The organism is Paenibacillus rhizosphaerae (genome assembly GCF_014192015.1).
GTDB lineage: Bacteria > Bacillota > Bacilli > Paenibacillales > Paenibacillaceae > Paenibacillus_AQ > Paenibacillus_AQ rhizosphaerae.
Window position 1 is genome coordinate 567586 of the sequence record NZ_JACHXJ010000003.1, and the last position, 23088, is coordinate 590673.

Below are 23088 nucleotides of genomic sequence, written 5' to 3' on the forward strand. Positions count from 1 at the left end.
TCTTTATTGTAAAAGCGTTGCCATAGCTGAAACTATATCGGAATTAAAGGAGTCACCTTCAAAACTTTAGAACATCCTTTTTTTGTATTCATTGGGGGACATCGCATGCCTCGCTTCGAACTGCTTGAGGAATTGGCCGTAATGGCCGTACCCGACGCGCTCCGCAACTTCGCTGTTCTTCAGACTGCTGTTTTCCAGCAGCCGGACAGCCTCTTCGATCCGCAGGTTATGCAGCATTTCGTTGAAGCTGATGCCATTCTTCTTCAGCAGCAGTTGGCCGAGATAAACGGGATGCAGGTAAAAGACCTCGGCCAGCTTGCGGATCGTCAGCGACTCCCGGTAGTGCTCGCGGACGTAGTCGGTAATTTCCTGGGCAATGCCCTGGGACTGCCGCTGCTGTTCCCGCATAAAAAAGTCGATGCAGCTCTCGGCGCAGGACAGCAGATCGTCCAGGACGTCGCCAAGCGTCATCACGGTGCCGGATAACCGGGGAATGTCGTATTCTTCGATCCATGGCTCCGCCGCCGGACCGGCAGCATCACGCACATACTTCATGATCCGGTACATGACATGAATCACGATTTTTTTGACGAAGTCCGGATTCGGCATGGACTCCCGTAGGCTGGAATCCGCTAACTGTACCGCCTTTCGCAAAGATTGCTTGTCCAGCAGCGATACGGCCTGGAGCATTTCCTCAAATAGATCGAACCGCTCAAACTGATCCTCAAACTTGATGTGCCGCACTTGCTCGTAGAGGATCAAGCCCGGGGCATGATCAAGGTAAAAAGCATATTGTATGGCCTTCTTCGCCGCCTTGAAGCTGCGGCCGATCCGATGCAGGCTGCTCTCCGCCTGCCCGGACGCCATAAACACCCGTCGGTCGCTTGTGCCTTCCGTCAGCGGCTCCATCGTGAAGGGCGCCGTACCGTCATCTTGAGCCGTGTTCAAACCATAAACGATCCCAAAGCCGTTCATCTCCAGATCGACCAGATATACATATTCCCCCGCTTCCGCCATAGCGGCAGCCTTAGCCCGCAGCCGGGGAAGATCATCCGGCGCCGCCTGCACCAGGCACATGTTCCATGCCGGCATGGCATCCGACAGGGGGGTTACCTCCTTTTCCATCCCGCCCAAGGCGTCCAGGCCGCTGTTAAGCAGTTCTTTGATTATCGAGACTGCCTCTTCGTAAGTCGCCATCCTCGTCAGGCTTTGTTCCTCCCGCTCCCGCATCAGCTCCCGCTGAATGTCCCGGATCTGCTCAGCCGCCTCCTCCGGAATGACCGGTTTGAGCAGGTATGCATTGACGCCGTATCGCAGCGCCTTCTGGGCGTATTTGAATTCGCCATAACCGCTGACAATGACGAATTTGACCGGCGCCGTCCCCTCCCGGCTCCACGCCCCGATCATTTCCAGCCCGTCCATCAGCGGCATCCGAACGTCGGTGATGACCAGGTCCGGCGCCAGCTCCCGGATTAAATGCAGCCTTCCTTTCCGTTGCTTGCGCGGCCGCATACCTCAAAGCCCAGCTCCTCCCAGTCGATCCACAGCTCCAGCCCCTCCAGGGCGGCGGGTTCGTCATCGATCAACAACACTTTAAATGCCATGGTTCCCCTCCTGTATTACGGATCGATCAGCCTGCCATACCGCTTAGAAACTTGATCGGAATTTCAAAAAATACGGTCGTGCCCTGCTGCGGGCTGCTTACGATATCAAAGCGCACTTGATCGTGATAGTACAGCTCGAGTCTCCGGTACACGTTGCGGATGCCGATATTGGCGCCGGACTCGTCTTCGGTCTGTACCGCCTTTTTAATTTCCTTGAGCCGCTCCAGCTCCATGCCTTTGCCATTATCCGCAATAACGATGCGCAGACGCTCGTCGGTAACGAACGCGCTGACCGTCACGATGCCCTGTCCGTCGATCGCCTGAAGCCCGTGTTTGCAGGCATTTTCCACGAGCGGCTGAATGCTCATTTTGGGGATTTTGTACTGCAGCGCGTCCGGATCGATATCGAAGCGGTATTCGAATTTGTCACGGAACCGGAACTTCTCGATTTTGAGATACATGTCAATAAACAGAATTTCTTCCTCCAGCGTTACGATGTCTTCCTTCCAGCTCAGCAGGCGGCGCAGCAACTTGGACAGGCTTTTGACGATATCCGTTACGTCCGTGTAATGATTTTTCGTGCAAACGACCAGGATCGCATTCAGCGTATTGAACAGAAAATGGGGGTTCATCTGGCTCTGCAAAAAGTTCAGTTCGGCCCGCACCCGCTCCATCTCCAGATTTTTCTGCTGGATTTCCAGCTTGTAGACGTTGTTGATCAGGAACTTGATCCGGCCGGTCATCCTGTTAAAATTGCGGATGAGTCCGCCGATTTCGTCACGCCCCTCGTCAATCTGGATCAGGTCGAACTTCTCATTCGTCACCTTTTGCATATGCCGTGCCAGCCGCTTCACGCGGTAATTGTAGGATCTCAGCATAATGAAAATAAATCCCGTCGTGAACAGCGTAATCCCCGCTGCGACGATTCCGACGTACAATCTCATTTCGTTCATCGCCTTGGTGATGCGCACACCCTTGGTGACCCCGATCAGCCGCCATCCCTTGACGTATTTGGCGGTGCCAATGTCGACCGAATGAACGTCCTGTTCCTTGTCCTCAGCAGACAATTTGAACACCGGGTACGCGTCTGCCGTACCGGTCTGGTATCCGCTCTGGGCCGACATAATGATTTGGTTCCGCTCATTGACCAGGTAAAGGTCCAGGTAATCTTTTTCCCGTACGATCACGTCATAAATTTTGTTCAGGTCAATGTCGATTCGCAGCAGCTTCTGATAGTGGTCGTAGTTATCAAAATAATCCATCCGCTCGATCACGCTCAAATAAGGAGCCGTAAACACGCTGCTGCTGGCTTGGTTGGCCCGGTACGCCGCGACGAACACCAGATTCTGCGAGTCCTTCCACAATTTATACCAGTCGCTCGCCCGGACCTCGCCATCGATGACGTGGTAGTTCCCTCCGTCGACGATCGTCGGATTATCCGTAAAAATGCTGATGCGCTCGATTTGGTTGTTCACCGGAATATAGCTGGTCACCCGATTGCGCAGCTGCTCGTCAAAGGCGTCATAAAAATCGATCTGGCTCGCGTATTTTCGGTCGAGCATTTCATACAGCGTCTTATCGCTGCTTAAGGCATGGCTGACCGCTACCCCGCCGTCGATGAAATCGTGAATATCCTTTCTCGCCCGCTCGATCGAGATATCGAGGTTCTGCTCCTCCCGCCCTTTGATCAAGTCCGACAGGCGGTCCGTCACGACCAGGTTGATGACGATCATGGGGAGCAGCACGCCGACGATAAAGATGAGCAGAAATTTATAATTCAGCGGAATATCGTTGACGATCTTCCTCAGTTTCAATTTGCGCGTGGACATCGTTTCATCGCTCCCTCATCGGTCCATCCGGCAGATTTCCGGCGTCCTGCTTGTAGGCTGAGGGCAGCATGCCGGTTTTCAGCTTGAATTTGTTAATAAAATAGTCCGTGTTCGGGTAGCCCACCTGGAGCGCCACCTCGGAGATTTTGAGCGGGGAGCGCTTGAGCAGCCTTTTCGCCTCTTCGATCCGCTTGTCATTGAGGTATTCGTTAAACGGCTTCCCCGTCGTTTTCTTGAACAGCTGGCCCAAGTAAGTCGCGTTCATATGAAAATGCCGGGCCAAATCCTGCAGCTGCAGCCTTCCGCGGAATTCGCGGTCGACGTATTGCACCACCTGGTATATGGTGTTGCTCTCGTTGCTCAGCTTGAGCCCGGACAGAAGGATCCCAGCCTGAAGGCAGAAACGCTCCACATAGGCCTGAAGCGCCCGGTAATCCCTGATTTCTCCGAGCGTGCCAAGCAGCCTTTCCTGCACCTTCATCAAAGCAGCAGGATCGCCGTTCAGCTCCTTGATCAGGGCGCAAATCGACCATTCCATATCCGCCACATGGGTCTTCACCCATTCCAACTCTAGCGGACTCGCGGCAATCCACGCGAAGGTCTCCTTGACGCAAGCGGCGATGCCTTCCGGATCCCCTTCCTGCACCGTTTCCTGAAGCGTTTTGAATTTTTGCAGGAGCAGCTCCCGGTTTACCGGTCGGATGCACTCCTGGTAGAAGAACACCCCGCTTTTCCCCAGGCAGCGCTTCCGCTCCCCGACCCCCACCGTTTGGGCATACAACTCCCGGATCGAGCGCAGGCCGCGTTTCGGCTCGCTGACGGCGATAATGACCGGCTCGTCCATCCGTTCGGTTAGCTCCCGGTGAATCTGGATCGCGGCATCCTGCAGACGGCCCGATACTGAGGCGCCGGACTGAACGACAAATCCCATCCTTCCGTACCCGTCCTGGAAAAGACAGCCTGCTTCTCCTTCGAAGCCTCGGGTAAGCAGCCCTTTTACCGCCGCAGGATCGAATACGTTTTCCATCCATATCAGCAAGCACTGCAGTTCAGCGTTACCCTCCAACTTCAGGGAGTGCTTGATCTGCTCCTCCATCGCTTCGCTGTATTCCCCCTGGATCAGCCGGTTCATGATATGGCTGGCGGCAAAAAGCTCCTTTTTCGCCTGATGATGCTCTGCTTCGATTTCATCGCCGATCTTCCGGCTGAGCTTGACTAGCAGTTCTCCCATCTCATCGTCATCTACCGGTTTAAGCAGGTACTCGGCCACCCGCTGCCGCATTGCCGCCTGGGCGTACGAAAAGTCGTCATAGCCGCTTAATACGACGAACTTGGGTGGTTTGGCCAGCAGCTGATTCGACTGCTCGATCAGTTCGATGCCGTTCAGGACCGGCATGTTGATGTCGGTGACCACCAGCTCCGGACGGTGCTCCTGAATGAATCGCAGCGCATCCGGTCCGCTCTGCGCCTCCCCGCAAACCTGAAAACCGTATTTGTTCCAGTCGATCATCGTCCGAAGACCCTCAAGAACCCACGGCTCATCGTCCACCAAAAGTACGTTCAACATCATTCTCGCTCCTTACTCATTGACCCCACATGTTGTAAGCGCATTCACAAAGATGTGTATGGCAGGTCTCCCTCTATTACCTTCTAAGTTAGCCTGATTTTAGCAAAAGAGTTGTAAAAAAGAAACCGTTCTCTTTCTGTATCTTTACGCCATCCCCGCCTGAAAAAGGATAATGACAGAAACCGCTGACTTAGGTTACATTTCAACTATGTCACTCCTCTTCCATACCACTCTCCGTTCAGAAAGGTTGACCCTGATGCGAACGAAACTGAACCGGTTCAACACGCTCCGGAACCAAATGCTCTTCGGCTTTCTGTTTGTGATGCTCATTATTTTGTCGGTCGTGGGGATCGTGAACTTCGATACGGTCTCCAGGCTGCTGAAAAACAACGCGGAGAAGCACATTCAGCAAACGGCCATTCAGGCAAGCGGAAGGCTTGAGGCCGTCCTGAACCAGATCGATTCCCTGACCACTCAGGTCGCCACCAATACCTATGTTCAGCAGGTGCTGCTGAACGAGTCGGCAGGCAAGCACGCGACGTTCTCGGAACGTCAGTCCCTGCTGAACAGTATCAAAATCGTCCAAACCTACGCCGACGGCGTCAACTCGGTCGAGCTGTACAGCGGCAGCAAACGCAGGCTGTTCCCGCTGGATGAAGGCCATCTGAACAGCAGGATCAGCCAGAAGTGGATCGATACCGCCCGCGAGGAAAAAGGGCGCATCGTCTGGATCGGAATCGATCCGCTGGATCCGAATTCCGTGCTGGCGATCCGCAGCGTGAGCCTGATGGACCAATGGTTCAGGCCGGGCGGGTATCTCCTCATCCGGATGAACCGTGAGATTTTTCAAATCGACGAGGCGCTGAATGAGGATGGCGGCCGCGAAACGATGCTGCTTGCCGACCGGAACTACAGCCTCATCGCCGTGAACGACGACCAGGTCACGCCCTGGCGCATCAAGTCCCTGGTGGATACGAACGACGCCGTCGTCGCCATCGACGGACAAAAGTACATGCTCGTCAAGCAGCAGTCCGCCTTGACCGGATGGACACTGTTGATCCTGACGCCGATCAGCGCGATCACGAGCGGCATTTCCGTACTGCGCACCGCAATCCTGGTCTCCGCCGGCATCGGCAGCATCCTGTTCATCCTGCTGTCCTTCCTGCTGTCGACCCTGATCACGCGCCCGGTCTTCCGCCTGATCAAGACGATGCGCAGCGCTCGGCTCAGCGGCCTCAAGCCGACAGTGTACATTTCGTCCACGATTGAAATCAACGAGCTGAATCACTCCTACAACCAAATGGTTGGGCATATGAACGAGCTGATCGGGCTTGTTTACGAGAAGGAAATTTTGCAGAGCCGGACGGAATTGAAAGCGCTGCAGGCCCAAATCCATCCGCATTTCCTGTTTAACACGCTTGAGGCGCTGTACTGGTCTCTCATGGAAAAGGACGAAGACGAACTGGCCGAATATGTGGTGGCCATGGCCGATCTGTTCCGCTATACGATCACCGGGCCGGGCAAGGAGGAATGGGTCCGGCTCGAGGACGAGCTCGAGCATATCGAGCGCTATCTGCTCATCATGAAAATGCGGCTCGGCGACCGGCTGTCCTGGTCGATCTCGTCGCCGCCGGCCTTGGCATCGGTGCCGATGCCGAAGCTCCTGATCCAGCCCCTCGTGGAGAACGCCATCCTGCACGGCGTCGAGGGCCGGATCGGCCCGGGCAAGGTGTCGGTCGACGTCTCCCTGTCCGCGGACCAAATGCATCTGGTCGTCACCGTGAACGACGACGGAAAGGGCATCGACGAGGACAGCCTACGCCGGATCATCATGGCGCTCCGGACCGGGATGACGCCGTCCGCCAAAGGCTCCGGCATGGGCATTTTTAACGTCCAGCAGCGGATCAAGCTTTACTATGGCGGAGACAGGACGGATGAATCGGGGCTGACCATAGACAGCCAGATCCACCGGGGAACGCGGGTAAGCTTCACCATTCCGATCCAGACAGGGATCCAGACAGGAGAGATGTAACGATGGTTAAATCGAAAACGATTTTAGTCGTAGATGACGAACCCCGAACGAGGCAGGGATTGACCCGTATGCTGGAAACCTGGGGGAACGGCGCGTGCAGCATCATTTCGGCCGACAACGGCCGCGACGCCCTGGACCTGCTGGAGCGCGAGGCAGTCCATCTGCTCATTACCGATATCCGCATGCCGGAGATTAGCGGACTGAATCTGGTGCAGCAGCTGGAATCCGGATCGCCGGCCATCATCCTGATCTCCGGCTATGCCGAATTCGACTATGCGCAGCAGGCCATCCAACTGGGCGTCGTCAATTATTTGCTCAAGCCGATCCGCAAGGACAAGCTGTTTGATGCCGTGGAGAAGGCGCTCCAGATCCAAGAGGAACGCTCGCGGATGAATAAAATCCAGCGGATGGTCGACAGCAAGCTTCTTGAGGCTGCCGGGGATACTGATACGCTTGCTGAGCCGGTCCAGGAAGCGCTCCAGTACGTTTCGGAACATTTGGATCAAGGCTTTGGCCTGCGGGAGGTGGCCGATCACGTCCACTTGAACCCGAGCTATTTCAGCGTCCTCTTTAAGGAGCAGATGGACATGACGTTCATCGAATATGTCACCCGGCTCCGAATTCAGAAGGCCAAGGAGTTACTATTGCAGACGAAGCTGCCGGTCTCGGAAATCGCCGAACGCGTCGGCTATCAGACCACCAAATATTTTAACAAGGTCTTCAAAGACTACGAGGGTTCAAGCCCCGGCGCCTACCGCAAGGGCGGTCAGGCAGCACCTAAATAAAGTGGAATTATACCCAAACGCTGTGCCCTTATGTCCTCCCCGTGCGGGGTGCTACACTTGGCTTCAGAGGGAAAGCGCATACATCTCTCGCGATGATACGAAGGGGGAAACGGGCATTTATGAAAAAGAAATGGTTATCCGCATCGATGCTGCTGCTGGCATTGACACTCGTGCTGTCGGCGTGCGGCGGAAGCAAAAACAGTTCGGACAACGGCAGCACAGCCGCCGGCGGTGAAAGCGCATCCGGTGGATCCGGCGATAAAGTCACGATCAAAATGATGCACCTGTGGCCGGACGGCAGCAACTCCGCCCAGAACAAGCTGGTGAAGCAAATCATCGGCGAATACGAGCAGGCCAACCCGAACGTCAAAATCGAAACGGAAGTGCTGGAGAACGAGCAGTATAAAAATAAACTGAAGGTCCTCTCCGCCTCCAACAGCCTGCCGGACGTCGGCTTTACATGGGCTGCCGGATTTTTGGAGCCATATGTCAAAGGCAACATGTTCGCCCCGCTGGACGACCTGCTCCAAGGCGACCTGAAAGACAAATTTGTAGCGGGGACGACAGAAGCCTATGCCGTGGACGGTAAAACATATGCGCTGCCCGTAGAGCTGAACATCGTGCCTGTTTATTACAACAAAGAGATTTTTGCCAAATACAATTTGCAGCCGCCGAAAACCTATGAAGAATTTAAAAACATCGTCAAAACGCTGAACGACAACAAAGTCACTCCGATCGCCCTTGGGTCGAAGGACGCCTGGACCGGCTCCTTCTGGTACATGTACCTGGCTGACCGGCTCGGCGGTCCGGACGTGCAGGATCAGGCGGTAGCCAGCAGCACGTTCAGCGATCCGAGCCTGATTCAGGCTGCCAAGGAAGCGCAGGATTTGGTGAAGAGTAACGCCTTCGTGAAAGGCTTTAACGGTCTGTCCAACGACGAAGCCAAATCGGAATTCATGAACGAAAAAGCGGCCATGTACGCGATGGGAACCTGGGAAGTACCGAACTATACGACCAATCCCGATATCCCGCAGGAGTTCAAGGATAAAATCGGCTTCTTCAAATTCCCGACGATCGAAGGCGGCAAAGGGAACATTAACGACTGGGTCGGCGGCGTCGGCGTCGGCATGTTCGTCTCCGAAAACTCCAAAGTCAAGGAGGATGCCAAGAAGTTCGTCAACTTCTTCGTCAAACGTTGGGGCGAGTTATCCGTAGTTGATGCGGGCATTATCCCGGGAACGAAGGTTGATACCTCCAGCGTCAAGCTGCCGCAAATGTTCATTGACGTCTTGAACGAACTGAACAACGCCAGCAAAGTCATTCTCTATCTGGACGTACAGATGAAACCGGGTGCCGCGGAAGAACATTACAACCTGATCCAGGCGCTGCTCGGCAACGCCATCACACCGGAGGAATTCGCCAAAAAGCAGGAAGAGGCACTAAAGGCCGGAAAGTAACCGTCGCGGTAAGGAGATCAAGGACGAACCGGGTGTTATGACCGGTTAGTCCTTTTCTCTGTCCGACCCGCATCGTAAGGAGGCAATCGTATTATGGACAAAGTCATGTCGAACAAAAAAATCATCGCCCTGTACGTGCTGCCGTCCCTGCTTCTGATTATGGCCATTATTTATATTCCCATCGTCCTTACCGGATACTACGGCCTGATGAAATGGGATGGCGTCAGCAGCATGAGTTTTATCGGGATGGAGAACTACGCCAGCCTGATGAAGGACGACGCATTCTGGAACAGCGTGTACCACTCATTTTTATTTGCGGTACTATCGACGGTGAGCCTGGCCGTCTACATGATCGTTGCACTGATCCTGGCCGGAAACATCAAGGGGGCGGGGCTCCTCCGGAAAATCTATTTGATTCCAATGCTGCTCTCTTCCGTGGCCATTGCCCAGCTGTGGCTTAAAATCTACCACCCGACAAACGGCATTCTGAATTCGTTTCTCGTGTCGCTGGGTGTGGAGGATCCCCCCGCCTGGCTGTCGGATCCGAAGCTCGTGCTGTACGCCTTGTTCATTCCGATTCTGTGGCAGTACGCCGGTTTCTACATCCTGATCTACTACGCCGCCCTGAAAAACATCCCGGCATCGCTCATCGAAGCAGCCCGGATCGACGGAGCCAATCCGTGGCAGATCGCCCTCCGAATCAAGCTGCCGCTCGTTTCCGAGGTCGTCAAAGTCACGATTGTGCTGGCCGTCGTGGGCTCGCTGAAATATTTCGACTTGATCTATGTCATGACGGACGGCGGGCCGAACGGGGCCAGCGAAGTGATGGCGTCCTACATGTATCAAAAGGCGTTCCGCGGATTCGACTTTGGCTACGGCAGTGCCATCGGCTTCTTCCTGCTGATCATCTGCATGGTCGCCACCTGGGCGATCCGCAAGGCAACCGCCTCCAAAGACACGATTCAATATTCATGATAAGAGGAGGTGCTTATGATGAGAACCGCAAGTCCGGCCGTATCCGTTCCCGTGATGCGGTCTTCCCGGCCTGTCGGCGCCAGAATCGGCTCCGGCCTGCTCTATGTAGTACTGATCGCGGGAGCGGTCCTGCAAATTTTGCCGCTGGTATGGCTGCTTTTGTTTTCCCTGAAGAATAATCAGGAGGTATTCAATCTTCCTCCCTTCGCCCTCCCCAGCCATCCCAAATGGGAGAACTATGAAAACGTATGGCAGCAGGGAAATATCGGCCGTTATTTTATGAACAGCGTCCTGATCACCGTCGTTGCCGTCGTGCTGACGATTCTGCTGGCCAGCTTTGTGACCTTTGCGATCACCCGGATGCGCTGGAAGCTCAGCTCCCTCGTCCTCGGCCTGTTCATGGTGGGCATGATGATCCCGGTGCATTCGACCCTGATTCCCTTGTTCATCCTGTTTCAAAAAGTGGGGCTCACGGACAACCAGCTCAGCATCATCTTGTCCTACACCGCCTTTAATCTGCCGATCACGATCATGATTCTGCTCGGCTTCTATTACGCGCTGCCGCGCGAGGTGGAAGAGGCCGCCATCATGGACGGCTGCTCCGTGAACCGCATGTTCTTCCGGATCGTCATGCCGATGACACTCTCGGTTATCGCTACGGCTGCGATCATTAACATGATTTATAATTGGAACGAGTTTATTTTCGTCAACACCTTCATCAGTTCAGACAACCTGAAGACCTTGACGGTCGGCGTCCAGAACTTCGTCGGACAATACACGACCGATTGGGGCGCCATCGGGGCGACCCTGATGATCAGCATCCTGCCGATTCTCGTCATCTTTCTGGTGCTCAGCAACCGGATCGTGGAGGGCATCGCAGCCGGGTCGGTCAAAGGCTGATACGTCTAGGCACACATAAAAAGGGCTGTCCCAAAGGTCACAAACTGACCTAAGGGCAGCCCTTTTTACTGATTCCCCGTTAATGCGGCACCTGGCTGCTGAAGTCATCCCTGCTGGATTGATCGGTCAGGTAAAATACAACGTCGCCGTCTTTTAGCGTAAACCGGTTCCCGAAGGCATCCTGGATGTTCCGGTTAAAGCCTTCCATCTGCCACTGATTCATCAGCGGGGCGTAAATGTACTGCAAATGCGGATTTTTCAAGTCGCCCGCCTGAATGGATTCGATGTTGAAGTTCACGACGATGTAGCCGTTCTTCAGAAAAATCGGGGACTTGTCATCCAGCCCGCCGTGCGTGCGCCCATATTCCGCGACATTCGTCCCCGCTTCGACCACATAGGGATCGGCCGGCAGGCTGTACTCGCCGTACCATTTCTGGATCGATACGTCAGCCCGTTCGCGGTCCACCGATTCGGGTACGGGATCCTTCAGGCTGAGAAACGTCCGCAGCTGCTCAGGCAGAATCAGCAGGCTGTAGCTTCCGACCGGCGTCTTTTGCTTCGTATACTTGTTTACATAGCTGCTGATGTATTCGTTCCGGTTCTGACCCCCGCTTGCGCCGCCATGATTAAACTTGTAGCCAGCCGTATCCCGCAGCTCCTGCGCGGGCACGTTCCGCAGCCGGTCATTTAAGATGACGTAACGCTGCACTTGATCTGCGGACGATCCGATTTTCACAAAATGCTTCGAGCTTGTGCTGTAGTACAAATCCACCGGTATCCGCGTATCGCCGCGGCTGTTGACGGCCTTCCCGTCTTTTCTGACATAATAGAAGCTTGGCGTGATGCGGATGCCGTCCAGCGGACCGAACATATTCCCTTTCGTTTTAAAATCAAACTTGAAGTGGTATCCGGTCTTGACGGACACGTTCTTGAAACCCTGCAGCGGGCTGCTCCCCGGACGGACCGGCAGCGTAAAGACGGCTGCATTGCCCCGCGGATCGCCATCGATCCCTTTCTGACCGACCCAGTAGGAGACGCCCGTCTGGAGCGCGCTGCCCTTCTGGGACCGGAACACGGTCTCCCAATTGTAGTCGGCAATATCGGTCACGTGAAAATCGTACAGCCGCCCAATGACGTCAACCGCCACCTCATCGTATGCGGCATGATGCACCAGACTGGTATTGGCGTTATTTTGCAGCGTATAGTCCGCCGGGGCATTTTCGGCAATATTGCGAAAGGCGATCTGGTATGGACCCTCGTCCACCCACACCGGCAAATCAAAGGTCGTGTCCAGCTGGCCGACCGGAATGTCCACCCATGTGTTTTTCGGAATAAAGGCGGTCCGGTTCCCATCATAGACGTCAAAAGGGAACTTGACCTGCTTGGTACGGAAATAATTGGCGTAATCCCGGTTGCCGTAGCCTGGGTAGCTGACATGCTGGCCGCTCGTCGGAATCCGGACGGTGAACGGACGCTCCAGTATCAGGGCGGACCGTCCGGCGTCCGGATTCGTTTTCTGGTTGTGCGCCGCATCGTCCGACACGGAGGAATAGTTAACCACCGGCGTATGGACCGTCACGGTGTTGATGCCGTAGATCGGAAATTCCTGGTTCTGCCCGCCGTTCATATTTCCCGGCATCAGGTCATATTCGATTTGGCCCGCGCTCGGCGTATCCTTTTTATTGGTTTTGCTGGGATCGATCAGATTTCCCGGGCTGTACAGCACGCTGTCGCCGATCTGGGGCGGCTCGGGAATTTGCGACGGTGTCGGGCCCGATTCCGCAACCTTCTGGTTGTTCATAATCGTCTGCCCGTTAAAGACCAGCGAGTCATTCGTCACCTGGATTTTGCCGACGGCTTTCTCCGCTTCCCCTTTTAGGGCGCCTTCGTCATTCGGCACCGACGGCTTGGACTTGCCTCCGGTCAGCGTCTGTCCGGCAGCCGTAAGCTCTCCGGGCGGAGCAGGCGGATCGTAATTCCCGCTCGTGGCGGCGGCATAATACGGTGGACTGTAGCCGCTCGGCTGGATGGCAATCCGGCCGCCCGGCAGGGCGTAATTGTCGAGAATCGCCTCACGGATTTGGTAGACCTCCAGGTTCTCGATTTTCCAGAAAGCATACCGCCGCTCAATTTGGTAGGTATAGGTTTTGCTTTCGGTTTCGCTCTGCGGGTCCGGCTCGGTATGCGTTCCTTTACCGTCAGCGTTTGGCACTTCTTTGCCCGGGTCCCATTTCAGCGTATACTCCTTGGTCACATTGACCGTATACGTGCAGGTCCCGGTCATCTGTACGAACTTGTCCTGGTACAGGTGATTCCGGGCGAGCACATTGCCGTATAAGCTCTCGGAGGTCGGAATGCCCTGGAGCACGTCAAACCGCTCGCTGCCGCGGGCATCCGCTTTGATTTTGGCCGTCACAACGGGGTCCATGTATTTGCCGGTGATGGACTGGCCTGGCGCCGGCTCGGTACAGCTTACCGCGGGATCCGGGGGGTCGACCGGAGGCGGTCCGTCCCCGCCCCCATCGCCGACAGTCACGGTAGCTGTGCCGTACAGGTAGTAGAGGCCGCTTTTCCATACGGCCGTGATTTTGGCCGTGCCTTTGCCTATTGCGGTGACGTTCCCGCTGCTGTCCACCGTCACCACCGAGCTTTTGTCCGAGCTCCACTTCGTCTCGGTGCGGGTGGTCACATCGACGAAGTCACCGAAGCTCGTATCGCCCTTCGCGCTGAAGGGCTTCGTACGCACTTCGGCTTTAAAGTTCTTCTTCTCACCAGGTTTCATCGCCGCACTCGTAGGGGTCACCCGCATTTCTTTGATTTCTTTGGCGGTGCCTTCCCATTTAAGGTCTAGATCGATATCATATTCAACAAGAAATTTTGGGTATCCATTTGGCCTGTTGTTGATATCCAGCTTCTCTCTATGAGTAAATGTTTCACCTCCAGTGATAACCCACAGAAAGAGACTTATATTATCTTCGAGAAATACTAAATTGGGTACATGCTTAGTGCCTGGCTTAAAATAAATACTATCAGTAAACTTTGTTCCGTCTTTCATCAATTTCAGGTTTTCTACAGCGCTTTTGGGAACAGGTTGACCGGCTAAATCTAAAAAATCACTCGGGGAGTAGTCCAATGTATTGATTTTTGCACCAGTTTCCGTCTCCAATGGGTATGGTGCGTTGTCTTTCCCTCCCATAGCAGCAATATCAGTGATTCCATTATCATTTCTATCTGCTTGAAACGAACCGTCATTTAATTGGTACCAAAATACTCCCGGATTAGCATGTGCCTTAGCGGTCACCGATTTTGTAACTACTTGGCGAATCTGAGGCCCAGTGGGAGGAGAAACAATGCTGTCGGGCGGGTAACTTTCAGCGGAGTATATATGTCTAAAAGGGAGACAACCAATCATTACTAAGGATAGAGTAAAGATTAACGATGATTTTTTTATGGACTTAACCAATTCGATAGTCACTCCCAACTATCATTTCTGCAATAAAATGGCGCCATAAGAGCCATCGTCAGCAAAGACACTTTCAATTTCTGAATTACCAGCTGTTAGATTTCTCTCTACAGAAGATGAACTCCATAATCTAGTCTCTACTCCCTTTTTAAACATATTAACTGGCCCTTCACTTGGAAGAGTAGTGTAACCAAATCTAACTGAAGTCAAGCCAAAAACTCTGCTTCCCCCTTGTAGACGATATTTAAGTCCATTTGAATAACTTCGTAAGTCAAAACCTTCTTTGTTTGCAATTACTGACGAATCTATAAACACTAAATAAGAATTTTCAAAAAATATTTTATCCGTATCCACAAACATCCGCCCATAAATACTTCCCGTCTGGTTCGCACTCAAACCACTCATAAAAATATAATGATATATTTTCACTTTTCCGGTATTGTTTCTAAGGCTTACGTCCTTACCCAGGATCGTTTTAAGCTCATGCCCCTCAGCATACTCATACGCCGGAATCACCGTCCGGAGGTTCGTCCCCGTCGTCCCCACTTCCCGCAGCTCGTTCAGTCCCTTGAACGCGCTCGGCGCCTTCGTCTGCGTCGTTTCGAAACGCTGAATGATCACCGCGACCTCCGCGCGCGTGGTCGTTTTGCCGCCGCCGAAGCTGTCGTCCGGATACCCGGACATCAGCCCCGTTCCGAGCATGACCGACACATACGGATAGTCGGCTTTGTTCAAACCGCCCTTGTAATACTCCGTCACCGGCACGATGGTGTCCTTCGTGTCCTCGATCGCCTGCATGTACTCTCCGTCGCGGGCCGCCAGTCCGGAGGCCATCCACTTCGCCATTTCCACTCGCGTTAGCGGAGTACCCGGCTTAAAGCCATTCGTGTAATCGGTCGGGCTGAAAAAGCCTTTCCCCGCCGCCTCGCTCACTTCCTTTTCGCTCCAGTGCCCGGCCAAATCGGAAAATACCGCTGTTCCGCCAGCGTTCTCGTTCGTCGAAACTCTGGCCAGAATCGCTGCAAATTCAGCCCGTGTAACCGGGTCCTTCGGTCTGAATTTACCGCTGCCGTCTCCTTTTAGGTAACCCTTGAATACCGCATCGTTAATGGCCTGATTCGCCCAATGGGACGCCGGTACATCTTTAAAAGCCGCCGCCGCGGCTGCAGGCACGGGCAGTTCGATCGCTCCTGCCGCTCCGAGGAGCATCGCCCCGGCCAAAATGATCATCAACATTGATTTGAACATGCTTCTTCCGCTCCAATCTTTTAAAATATGCAGCTTCTTGCATTTCCTATTTCCTCTTAAATTCACTGATCTTCAAGCTTCCTTATCCTCCCTGACATGCTGGTACAATCTAACTTCCTGATTCTTCCTGGTACCGTCTGTGCTACTGCTTCCTTTGTAGCTCTAAACCGAAACCCTCTTGCTAAATAAGTATGATTTTCTTAACCGACGGGACTGCTTGCCCACGCGTGGCCCTAAGCAGCCGCACCTCCTTATGTATTCCTGTGAAACTTCTTTCCTATTTGACATAGGACTACTTGCAGTATACTACAGCATTTTCGCAAAATTTGTCATTAATTGTCATGTCTCCTCATAACTTCTATTATATGGGTCTAATGGATATATAAGATGCATGTTTAGTGAAAAGTTCTTGCCCCATCCAACACAAAAAAACAAAGCAGGAATGCATTCCTGCTTTGCCGTCAATCCTTATATTTTACGAAAAAGCGCCCGCCTGCACCCCACCGAACCGGTTCGGCCGGAACGCTCCACACCACTCCGGCAGCGGCTTGCCCTCCACGCTGTCGGCGATCAGCGCGGCCGTGATTGGGCTGAGCAGGATGCCGTTGCGGTAATGACCCGCAGCCACCAAAATATGGCCGGCATGATCCAGCCGCCCGATCAGCGGCCGGCCATCGAGAACCGCCGGACGCAGTCCCGCCCAGCGGTGAAATGGCTGTACCTCACCAAGGACAGGCAGGACCTGTTTGTTCCACTCCGTCAGCCGCCGGATCCCTTTGTCTGTGACAGACGTATCGAATCCGGCGATATCCTCCGAGGCGCCGCACACGAGCGTTCCGTTCGCTTTTTGCACCAGGTACCCCTGGCTGGTGAACACAAGATGCCGAAGCGGCTCGCGCTCCTCGTTCCAAGCGTAGGCACAAATTTGTCCACGGATCGGGTACACAGGAATCCGGATGCCGAGGGTTTCCGACATCTCCTGCACCCACGCACCGGTGCTGATCAGCAGCCGGTCCGCTTCAAACCGCTCGCCACTCTGCGCCCTCAGCGCCACCCGCTCCCGCCATTCGGCCAGCTCGATCCGGCCAAGATGCTCATGAATCCGCACGCCGGAGGCCAGGCAGGCCCGTTTGACCGCTTCCGCCAAATCCGGGGCATACACATGGCTCTCCACCGGTGTACGCAGGGCGGCAACCGCTTTGCGGGTCAGCCCCGGCTCGGCAGCGAACAGCGCGCTCCCCGTTAATATTTCGCCCCCGGAGCCCCAGCTCCGCTGCCATTCCAGCCGGCTCTCCAGGGCCAGCAAATCCGCCTCGTGCCTAGCGACGTACAAGCTGCCGGTTTCGGCATATTCGAAGGAGACGCCGGAGATGTCCTTCACCGCCTGCTGCCACTGTGGATACAGCGACAAGCTCTCGCGGCACAACCGGAAGAACTCGTCCGGCGATTCCACGTTCTCCGAATACGGCGCGAGCATCCCTGCCGCCGCGCCGGAGGCCTGCCCGCCGCAGGGACCCTTTTCGACCAGCGTGACGTTCAGGCCGCGGCGGCGGAGCTCCAGCGCGCAGGATAATCCGATGATGCCGCCGCCCATTACGATGATGTCTCCGTTCATTGTACAGCCCCCTGTCATCCTTTTTTATTCGATCACAAGTGACTCCAGACCGCTGCTGGCCGAAGCATACCTCTTCTTCGGAATCCGCCCGGACAAGTAAGCCAAACGCCCCGCTTCAATCGCCAGCCTCATCGACCTCGCCATCATCACGGGGTCTTTGGCTTTGGCCACCGGGGTATTCATCAGAATGCCGGAGACCCCCAGCTCCATCGCCAGTGCCACGTCGCTGGCCGTCCCCAGACCCGCATCCACGATGACAGGGACTGACAGCTCCTCCACGATCAATCCGATATGGTACGGATTCAGAATACCGAGGCCAGTGCCGATGGGCGCTGCGCCGGGCATAACTGCGGCTGCCCCGGCCTCCTCCAGCTTTTTGCAGATCACCGGATCGTCGGAGATATACGGAAGTACCGTAAAGCCTTCCTTGACCAGCGTTTCCGTCGCTTTTAACGTTTCAATCGGATCGGGCAGGAGCGTGCGCTTATTGGCGCTGATTTCCACCTTGATCCAGTCGCTGAGACCCGACGCCCGGGCCAGCCGGGCGATCCGGACCGCCTCATCGGCCGTTTTCGCCCCGGATGTGTTGGGAAGATAAATATACTTCTGGGGCTCCACATGCTGCAGAATCGAGTCATCCTCCACCGAATCGAGATGGATCCGCCGGATGGCGAACGTCAACACCTCCGTACCGGAAGCCTTGATCGCCTCCATCTGCACATAAGGGTCGGGGAACAGCCCGGTACCCAGAAACAACCGCGACGACAGTTCCTGTCCGCCAACCTGCCAAGTATCTCTGCTCATTCTTTTCCTCAACCTCCCGCTACAAAATGGACCAGCTCCAGTTTCATCCCGGGCACGACCGGCGTCGTCTCCCACTGCTCGATCTTCAGCACCCGTCCGTCCGCTTCCACCATGACCGGCCTGCCGGACAGTCCCAGCAGGCGGAGTACATCGGCTACCGTCTCGGCCGCCAGCTCCCGCTTTGTTCCGTTAATGATCAGCTCCATCCACCGCTCCTCCTCTACTTTCAAGCTTGTGAATGAACGCCCGGCACACCGCTTCCGGGTCAGGGCTGCCGACGATTTCGCTCACCGCGCATACGCGGCTCGCACCGGCCCGGATCACTTCGTCCACGTTGCCCAGCTTAATGCCGCCGATCGCCACAAACGGGATCCGGATGAGCCCGGCGACTTCCCGAATGTACGAAAGACCAACCGGATCCACCACGTCCGCTTTCGTAGCCGTCGCATAGATCGGCCCGACGCCGATATAATCCGCCCCTTCCGCTTCGGCGCGCTGCGCTTCCGAAATCGCATGGGTGGATATGCCGATGATCTTGGAGCCGACAAGCTTTCTGGCTTCCGCGATCGGCATATCGCCTTGACCGAGGTGAATCCCGTCCGCGTCCACCTCCATCGCGATATCGACGTGATCGTTCACGATGAACGGAACGCCGTAGCGGCGGGTCAGCTCCCGCAGCTCCGCCGCCTTGCGCAGCAGCTCCACCCTGCCGCTCGTTTTGTCGCGGAACTGCACGATGTCCGCGCCTCCCCGAATGGCTTGCTCCATCACGTCCACCAGCCGGCGTCCCGGATGGAACGTCTCGCCGGTAATCGCATACAGACGAAAATCGACCATAACTGTTGCTCCTCTCTTTTCTTTTTACCTCCATTTCATGCCGGCTTCTATCATCGCGAAGGGTAAGCCTTCAGTCCGCGTAAGCGCCCTCTTACCCGGTTAACACAAAAAAACCATTCGAGAAAATACACGAATGGCACCGCAATTCGAATGATATTCTCTACGCCAGCATTACCTGGATCAGATTAACGGTCCGCAGCATAAGGCTGCCATCTCAGCCGGACTTCATCCAGCACCCGCATTCCTATTTAATTTCACAACCACTATAGCCCAAACCGCTGACTTTTGGCAATAGCCAGAGTAAGATCACCGCCAACGGAACGCGATCTCATCCATCGTAACGATTCTCGCAAAATTTCATATATTTGGGTGCGGCGAACTTCTTATTTTATCTCTCGCGTCATCACATATCGTCCCCGCCCGTGAATATAAATGTTTAACAAGCCAAAGTTTGTGCTGAGTATGGGAACATGGGAGGTGCCTGAACATGCCATCAGACGATCATTCGCTGTTTGTGGTGTCCAAGGAGGACTGGTCACTGCACCGGAAAGGGTACCAGGATCAGGTCCGCCATCAGGAGAAGGTTAAGGAGATTATCAAGCAGAACCTGCCCGACCTGATCACAGAAGAAAACATCGTGATGTCGGACGGTAAGCAAATCATCAAGGTGCCCATCCGGAGCCTCGATGAATACCGTTTCATTTATAACTACCAGAAGCAAAAGCATGTCGGCCAGGGAGACGGCGACAGCCAGGTGGGAGACGTGCTGGGCAGGGATCCGGTGCAAAAGCCGGGTCAAGGTGAAAAAGCCGGTGACCAGCCCGGCCAGGACATTACAGAAGCCGAGGTCAGCATGGAAGACTTGGAAAACATGCTGTTCGACCAGCTGGAGCTGCCGAATATGAAGCCGAAAGAGCAGCAGGAAGTCGAAACCGAATCGATCACGTTCAACGACATCCGCAAAAAAGGCATGCAGTCCAACATCGACAAGAAGCGGACGATCCTGGAAAATCTGCGGCGCAACGCCACCAGCGGCAAGCCGGGAATCCACCATATCAGTCCCGACGATCTGCGTTACAAAACGTGGGAGGACGTCGTCGTTCCCCATTCCAGCGCGGTCATCATCGCGATGATGGATACGTCCGGGTCGATGGGCACATTTGAAAAATACTGCGCGCGCAGCTTTTTCTTCTGGATGACCCGCTTCCTGCGCCGCCAGTATGAAAAGGTCGACATCGTCTTTGTGGCCCACCATACGGAGGCCAAAGAAGTCACCGAAGAGGATTTCTTTACCCGGGGCGAAAGCGGAGGCACGATCTGCTCGTCCGCCTACCAGAAGGCGCTGGAAATCATCGACCGGCGTTACCCGCCCGCCAAGTACAATATTTATCCGTTCCATTTCTCGGATGGCGACAACCTGACTTCCGATAACGAACGCTGCGTGCGGCTGATCGGCGAGCTGCTCAAAGTCAGCAACATGTTCGGTTACGGGGAAGTCAACCAGTACAACCGGAGCAGCACGCTGATGTCCGCGTACCGGAATATCAAGCTCGATCAGTTCATGTATTACGTCATCAAGGAAAAAGGCGAAGTCTACCAGGCGCTGCGTACGTTCTTTAAAAAGCAGGAAGGCGCACTGACCTAAGCCGAAGCACCGCTTCCTGGAACCCAAAATGATGGCATATAAAAAGTCGTTGTCCGGTTACGCTGAGTAACCGACAACGACTTTTTTTGCATAGCCAGATGACCTCTATATTGCATGACCCTTGATTTGCAGCCTTTTTCGGATGGGTAATCAAGCGCTCTTGGGCAATCCGGCCGACCACAATTTCGCCGTTTTCGTCCACACTGACGATGGACGGCGTCAAATGTTCTCCGAGCACGTTGGGAATGACCACCGCGTGGTCCTGAGCCCAGCAGGCCACCAGGCTGTTCGTCGTTCCCAGATCGATTCCGATCACAGCCAATGAAATCCCCCTCTTTCCTGTATGTTTCCTATTTCATTAGCCGGCCCGAGCCTTTAGCTCAGGCCATTCTAGCAATCCGTTCTCTATTCTACCAGCAGCCCCCTCTTTAATCCTATAATTGGACCGACTTAAGCAAGGCTTCCAAAATAATTGCTATACGGCACAAAAGTCTCCAGTACCTCTTCCACGCGCTTGACCCGCTCCTCCAGCGATCCTTTCAACGGGATATAAGGAATTCGGCGCTCCTTCAAATCGGCGATAATCTGCTTGTGAAACACATGCCGCTTCTGGTCTCCGCTGCGGTCCCACGTATCGTCATATGGAATATCGTCCTCACACAGGAAAAAGAGATCGTATCTGCCGGCGTTCTCCAGCGCCAGCCGGGTCAACAGCTCCGGAGCCCGGCCGTGATAATCCAGTGCAAACATATACGTCGTAATGGCATTCGTATCCACGAACAGGTACCGTTTCGCTTCAAGAAGCGCCTTCTCTTCGCGCTCGATATGCCCTACCGCAATCTCGTCAAAAGCCTCGAAGCTGATCCGCCGGTCCACCTGATGCTCCGTCCAGTAATCCCGGCCGTATTCGCTGGCATACGTCGTATTGTATTTGCCGGCCAGCGCTTCCGTCAGCGTTGACTTGCCGGTCGACATCGCTCCCACGAAGACCACCTTCGTAATAAGATCACGGTATACGATGTCACTTACAAATTGCCGATGCTTATACGGATCCTCCCGGATCATCGTCGCCGAGATCGGCACTACGCCCCTCGCCTCATCGACGCGGCGATCGACGGCGCCGAGCGCCTTGCTCATGTGATCGCCGTAAAACTCGCTCGAATAGAAATGCGTAACCAGCTCGCCGTCAAGCAGCCCCAAAATATACTGCTCCTCCCGGATTTCATGCTCCCGGTCATTCGAATAGCCGTCCGGACCGTCCCACGCTTCGATCACCCTGACGCCCGGATACAGCTTCCGGATCCAGCCGGCGCGGATATGCAGCGGAACGGTCGTGACCGTCGTATCGTAAATGACCACGATCAGTTCGTCCACTTCCTTCAGCGCCGTCTCCACCATGTATTGATGCCCTTTATGAAAAGGGGCGAATTTCCCCAAGGTCAGTCCCAGCGTTTTCATCGGTAAGCCTCCTTTGCCCCTTTGTTCCAGGTGTAATAGCCGTATGCCGCATTGATAAGATACGCGCTCCACATGACGATCATGAGCAGCCCGTCAGGACTGCCATCCAGGGTACGCAGCACCCACAACAGCACGGTAAAAGCATTCAGCACGATATACACCAGCCATTGTTCCTTATAACGCCATACCATCAGACAGGTCGCGACAACCGACAGCACGTTGGTGATCGCATCGATATATGGCGAGTTCTGGGTCGGGATCAGCGACAGGAAAAAACCGATCATCACGCTGCCCAGCACACAGGCGGCTCCGGTCCACAGAATTCCTCGGAGGTTCATGCGGCGCATCTCAAGCTTGCCGCCGTCCTGATGCTTCCGCCACAGGAAGAAGCCAACCACGTTCATCGGAACGAAGAACAGCAGATTCAGCAGCATCTCCCCATAAATCCCGTTCGTATAAGCCAGGTACGCATACCCGAACGTGTTGTACATGCCGAATACATAACTCATCAAGTTACCCTTCGCCGCCAATACCACGCACAGCACTCCGGTCAAAAACACGGTAAAGCCGAACAAGCTGTCCTTCATGATCACCGTAAGTCCGACCGCCATTCCGCAAAATACCCCGAGCCATACCAGCTCGTAGGCGCTCCATCCTTTAAACCATTTCCCCATGTCCGTCCCCTCCAGCTGCCCCATTACGCCTTCACAGATCGCCGTGACCGATGAGGGTAATGATGAATTATTCAATAATATCAATTTGATATTATCATTCTGTTGTTTACATCTTAGCAGGATGTTCTTCCGGAAGCAATGGTTTTTTTGAAAAAAAACAAACAAGGGCCCCGGGATAAATCCCGGAACCCTTGT

Annotated in this window: 18 protein-coding genes, 1 pseudogene and 1 riboswitch; of the genes and pseudogenes, 6 read left to right on the forward strand and 13 right to left on the reverse strand. The window is 54.6% G+C overall.

All coding sequences use genetic code 11. The annotated features are described in order from the left end of the window. Positions 1 to 66 precede the first annotated feature (66 nt). From FHS19_RS19255 to FHS19_RS19265, 4 genes are read right to left on the reverse strand one after another with little or no spacing between them, the layout of a single operon-like run. On the reverse strand, positions 67 to 1512 hold the full coding sequence (locus FHS19_RS19255; RefSeq protein WP_246426690.1) for a response regulator transcription factor: 1446 nt from the start codon (positions 1510 to 1512) through the stop codon (positions 67 to 69). Next, the gene (locus FHS19_RS35345) at positions 1473 to 1604 is read right to left on the reverse strand and encodes a response regulator (protein ID WP_281382549.1); all 132 of its coding nucleotides are present in this window, start codon (positions 1602 to 1604) and stop codon (positions 1473 to 1475) included. Before FHS19_RS35345 ends, FHS19_RS19255 begins: the two co-directional genes overlap by 40 nt. A 26-nt stretch (positions 1605 to 1630) precedes the next feature. After that, entirely contained in the window at positions 1631 to 3433 is a 1803-nt protein-coding gene (locus FHS19_RS19260; protein WP_183583452.1) for a sensor histidine kinase, read from the reverse strand. A gap of 4 nt (positions 3434 to 3437) precedes the next feature. After that, positions 3438 to 5003: a response regulator transcription factor gene (locus tag FHS19_RS19265; RefSeq protein ID WP_246426691.1), complete on the reverse strand. Its 1566-nt coding sequence runs from the start codon at positions 5001 to 5003 to the stop codon at positions 3438 to 3440. A gap of 253 nt (positions 5004 to 5256) precedes the next feature. Here FHS19_RS19265 and FHS19_RS19270 point away from each other — a divergent pair, with 253 nt between their 5' ends. From FHS19_RS19270 to FHS19_RS19290, 5 genes are all read left to right on the forward strand, one after another. Next, on the forward strand, positions 5257 to 7032 hold the full coding sequence (locus FHS19_RS19270) for a sensor histidine kinase (RefSeq protein ID WP_183583453.1): 1776 nt from the start codon (positions 5257 to 5259) through the stop codon (positions 7030 to 7032). A gap of 2 nt (positions 7033 to 7034) precedes the next feature. Then, positions 7035 to 7817 (forward strand): response regulator transcription factor, encoded by a 783-nt coding sequence (locus FHS19_RS19275; protein WP_183583454.1) that lies wholly within the window; start codon positions 7035 to 7037, stop codon positions 7815 to 7817. Between the two features lie 119 nt (positions 7818 to 7936). Next, positions 7937 to 9274, forward strand: coding sequence for an extracellular solute-binding protein (locus tag FHS19_RS19280; protein WP_183583455.1), 1338 nt, complete (start codon positions 7937 to 7939; stop codon positions 9272 to 9274). 93 nt (positions 9275 to 9367) lie between these two features. Next, entirely contained in the window at positions 9368 to 10249 is an 882-nt protein-coding gene (locus tag FHS19_RS19285) for a carbohydrate ABC transporter permease (RefSeq protein ID WP_183583456.1), read from the forward strand. 54 nt (positions 10250 to 10303) lie between these two features. After that, the gene (locus FHS19_RS19290) at positions 10304 to 11149 is read left to right on the forward strand and encodes a carbohydrate ABC transporter permease (RefSeq protein ID WP_376771942.1); all 846 of its coding nucleotides are present in this window, start codon (positions 10304 to 10306) and stop codon (positions 11147 to 11149) included. A gap of 79 nt (positions 11150 to 11228) precedes the next feature. On the opposite strand, the gene FHS19_RS19295 is transcribed toward FHS19_RS19290, so the two are convergent. From FHS19_RS19295 to thiE, 6 genes are all read right to left on the reverse strand, one after another. Then, positions 11229 to 14105: a DUF5704 domain-containing protein gene (locus FHS19_RS19295; protein ID WP_446686415.1), complete on the reverse strand. Its 2877-nt coding sequence runs from the start codon at positions 14103 to 14105 to the stop codon at positions 11229 to 11231. Positions 14106 to 14633: 528 nt separating this feature from the next. Next, positions 14634 to 15860 carry an S-layer homology domain-containing protein gene (locus tag FHS19_RS19300; protein WP_183583457.1) on the reverse strand — a complete coding sequence of 409 codons (1227 nt, stop codon included), beginning with the start codon at positions 15858 to 15860 and terminating at the stop codon, positions 14634 to 14636. Positions 15861 to 16335: 475 nt separating this feature from the next. After that, positions 16336 to 17475, reverse strand: a complete 1140-nt coding sequence (gene thiO / locus FHS19_RS19305) for a glycine oxidase ThiO (protein ID WP_183583458.1) — start codon at positions 17473 to 17475, stop codon at positions 16336 to 16338. Between the two features lie 24 nt (positions 17476 to 17499). Continuing rightward, positions 17500 to 18279 carry a thiazole synthase gene (locus FHS19_RS19310; RefSeq protein ID WP_183583459.1) on the reverse strand — a complete coding sequence of 260 codons (780 nt, stop codon included), beginning with the start codon at positions 18277 to 18279 and terminating at the stop codon, positions 17500 to 17502. 8 nt (positions 18280 to 18287) lie between these two features. After that, positions 18288 to 18485 (reverse strand): sulfur carrier protein ThiS, encoded by a 198-nt coding sequence (gene thiS, locus FHS19_RS19315; protein ID WP_183583460.1) that lies wholly within the window; start codon positions 18483 to 18485, stop codon positions 18288 to 18290. Beyond that, a complete protein-coding gene (gene thiE / locus FHS19_RS19320) occupies positions 18469 to 19116 on the reverse strand; it encodes a thiamine phosphate synthase (RefSeq protein ID WP_183583461.1) in 648 nt (215 codons plus the stop codon). Before thiE ends, thiS begins: the two co-directional genes overlap by 17 nt. Before the next feature lie 140 nt (positions 19117 to 19256). Next, a riboswitch (TPP riboswitch) is annotated at positions 19257 to 19366 on the reverse strand. Between the two features lie 237 nt (positions 19367 to 19603). On the opposite strand from thiE, the gene yhbH reads away from it, so the two are divergent. Beyond that, positions 19604 to 20761, forward strand: a complete 1158-nt coding sequence (gene yhbH / locus FHS19_RS19325; RefSeq protein WP_183583462.1) for a sporulation protein YhbH — start codon at positions 19604 to 19606, stop codon at positions 20759 to 20761. A 127-nt stretch (positions 20762 to 20888) separates the two neighbouring features. On the opposite strand, the pseudogene FHS19_RS34980 reads toward yhbH, so the two are convergent. The 3 genes and pseudogenes from FHS19_RS34980 to pnuC all read right to left on the reverse strand — a co-directional run. After that, positions 20889 to 21083, reverse strand: a pseudogene (locus tag FHS19_RS34980) (Hsp70 family protein); the annotation flags it as partial. 128 nt (positions 21084 to 21211) lie between these two features. After that, positions 21212 to 22219: an AAA family ATPase gene (locus FHS19_RS19335; RefSeq protein ID WP_183583464.1), complete on the reverse strand. Its 1008-nt coding sequence runs from the start codon at positions 22217 to 22219 to the stop codon at positions 21212 to 21214. Continuing rightward, on the reverse strand, positions 22216 to 22893 hold the full coding sequence (gene pnuC / locus FHS19_RS19340; protein ID WP_183583465.1) for a nicotinamide riboside transporter PnuC: 678 nt from the start codon (positions 22891 to 22893) through the stop codon (positions 22216 to 22218). The genes FHS19_RS19335 and pnuC overlap by 4 nt, the downstream gene beginning before the upstream one ends. Between the last annotated feature and the right edge of the window lie 195 nt (positions 22894 to 23088).

What these genes read in the sequence shown, in the direction of transcription:
- pnuC (WP_183583465.1), bottom strand. Translation starts at nt 22,893, where the DNA reads ATGGGGAAATGGTTTAAAGGATGGAGCGCCTACGAGCTGGTATGGCTC.
- FHS19_RS19265 (WP_246426691.1), bottom strand. Translation starts at nt 5,003, where the DNA reads ATGATGTTGAACGTACTTTTGGTGGACGATGAGCCGTGGGTTCTTGAG.
- thiE (WP_183583461.1), bottom strand. Translation starts at nt 19,116, where the DNA reads ATGGTCGATTTTCGTCTGTATGCGATTACCGGCGAGACGTTCCATCCG.
- FHS19_RS19310 (WP_183583459.1), bottom strand. Translation starts at nt 18,279, where the DNA reads ATGAGCAGAGATACTTGGCAGGTTGGCGGACAGGAACTGTCGTCGCGG.
- FHS19_RS19260 (WP_183583452.1), bottom strand. Translation starts at nt 3,433, where the DNA reads ATGTCCACGCGCAAATTGAAACTGAGGAAGATCGTCAACGATATTCCG.
- FHS19_RS19290 (WP_376771942.1), top strand. Translation starts at nt 10,304, where the DNA reads ATGCGGTCTTCCCGGCCTGTCGGCGCCAGAATCGGCTCCGGCCTGCTC.
- FHS19_RS19275 (WP_183583454.1), top strand. Translation starts at nt 7,035, where the DNA reads ATGGTTAAATCGAAAACGATTTTAGTCGTAGATGACGAACCCCGAACG.
- FHS19_RS19335 (WP_183583464.1), bottom strand. Translation starts at nt 22,219, where the DNA reads ATGAAAACGCTGGGACTGACCTTGGGGAAATTCGCCCCTTTTCATAAA.
- thiO (WP_183583458.1), bottom strand. Translation starts at nt 17,475, where the DNA reads ATGAACGGAGACATCATCGTAATGGGCGGCGGCATCATCGGATTATCC.
- FHS19_RS19270 (WP_183583453.1), top strand. Translation starts at nt 5,257, where the DNA reads ATGCGAACGAAACTGAACCGGTTCAACACGCTCCGGAACCAAATGCTC.
- FHS19_RS19300 (WP_183583457.1), bottom strand. Translation starts at nt 15,860, where the DNA reads ATGTTCAAATCAATGTTGATGATCATTTTGGCCGGGGCGATGCTCCTC.
- FHS19_RS19255 (WP_246426690.1), bottom strand. Translation starts at nt 1,512, where the DNA reads ATGCGGCCGCGCAAGCAACGGAAAGGAAGGCTGCATTTAATCCGGGAG.
- thiS (WP_183583460.1), bottom strand. Translation starts at nt 18,485, where the DNA reads ATGGAGCTGATCATTAACGGAACAAAGCGGGAGCTGGCGGCCGAGACG.
- FHS19_RS19285 (WP_183583456.1), top strand. Translation starts at nt 9,368, where the DNA reads ATGGACAAAGTCATGTCGAACAAAAAAATCATCGCCCTGTACGTGCTG.
- FHS19_RS35345 (WP_281382549.1), bottom strand. Translation starts at nt 1,604, where the DNA reads ATGGCATTTAAAGTGTTGTTGATCGATGACGAACCCGCCGCCCTGGAG.
- FHS19_RS19280 (WP_183583455.1), top strand. Translation starts at nt 7,937, where the DNA reads ATGAAAAAGAAATGGTTATCCGCATCGATGCTGCTGCTGGCATTGACA.
- yhbH (WP_183583462.1), top strand. Translation starts at nt 19,604, where the DNA reads ATGCCATCAGACGATCATTCGCTGTTTGTGGTGTCCAAGGAGGACTGG.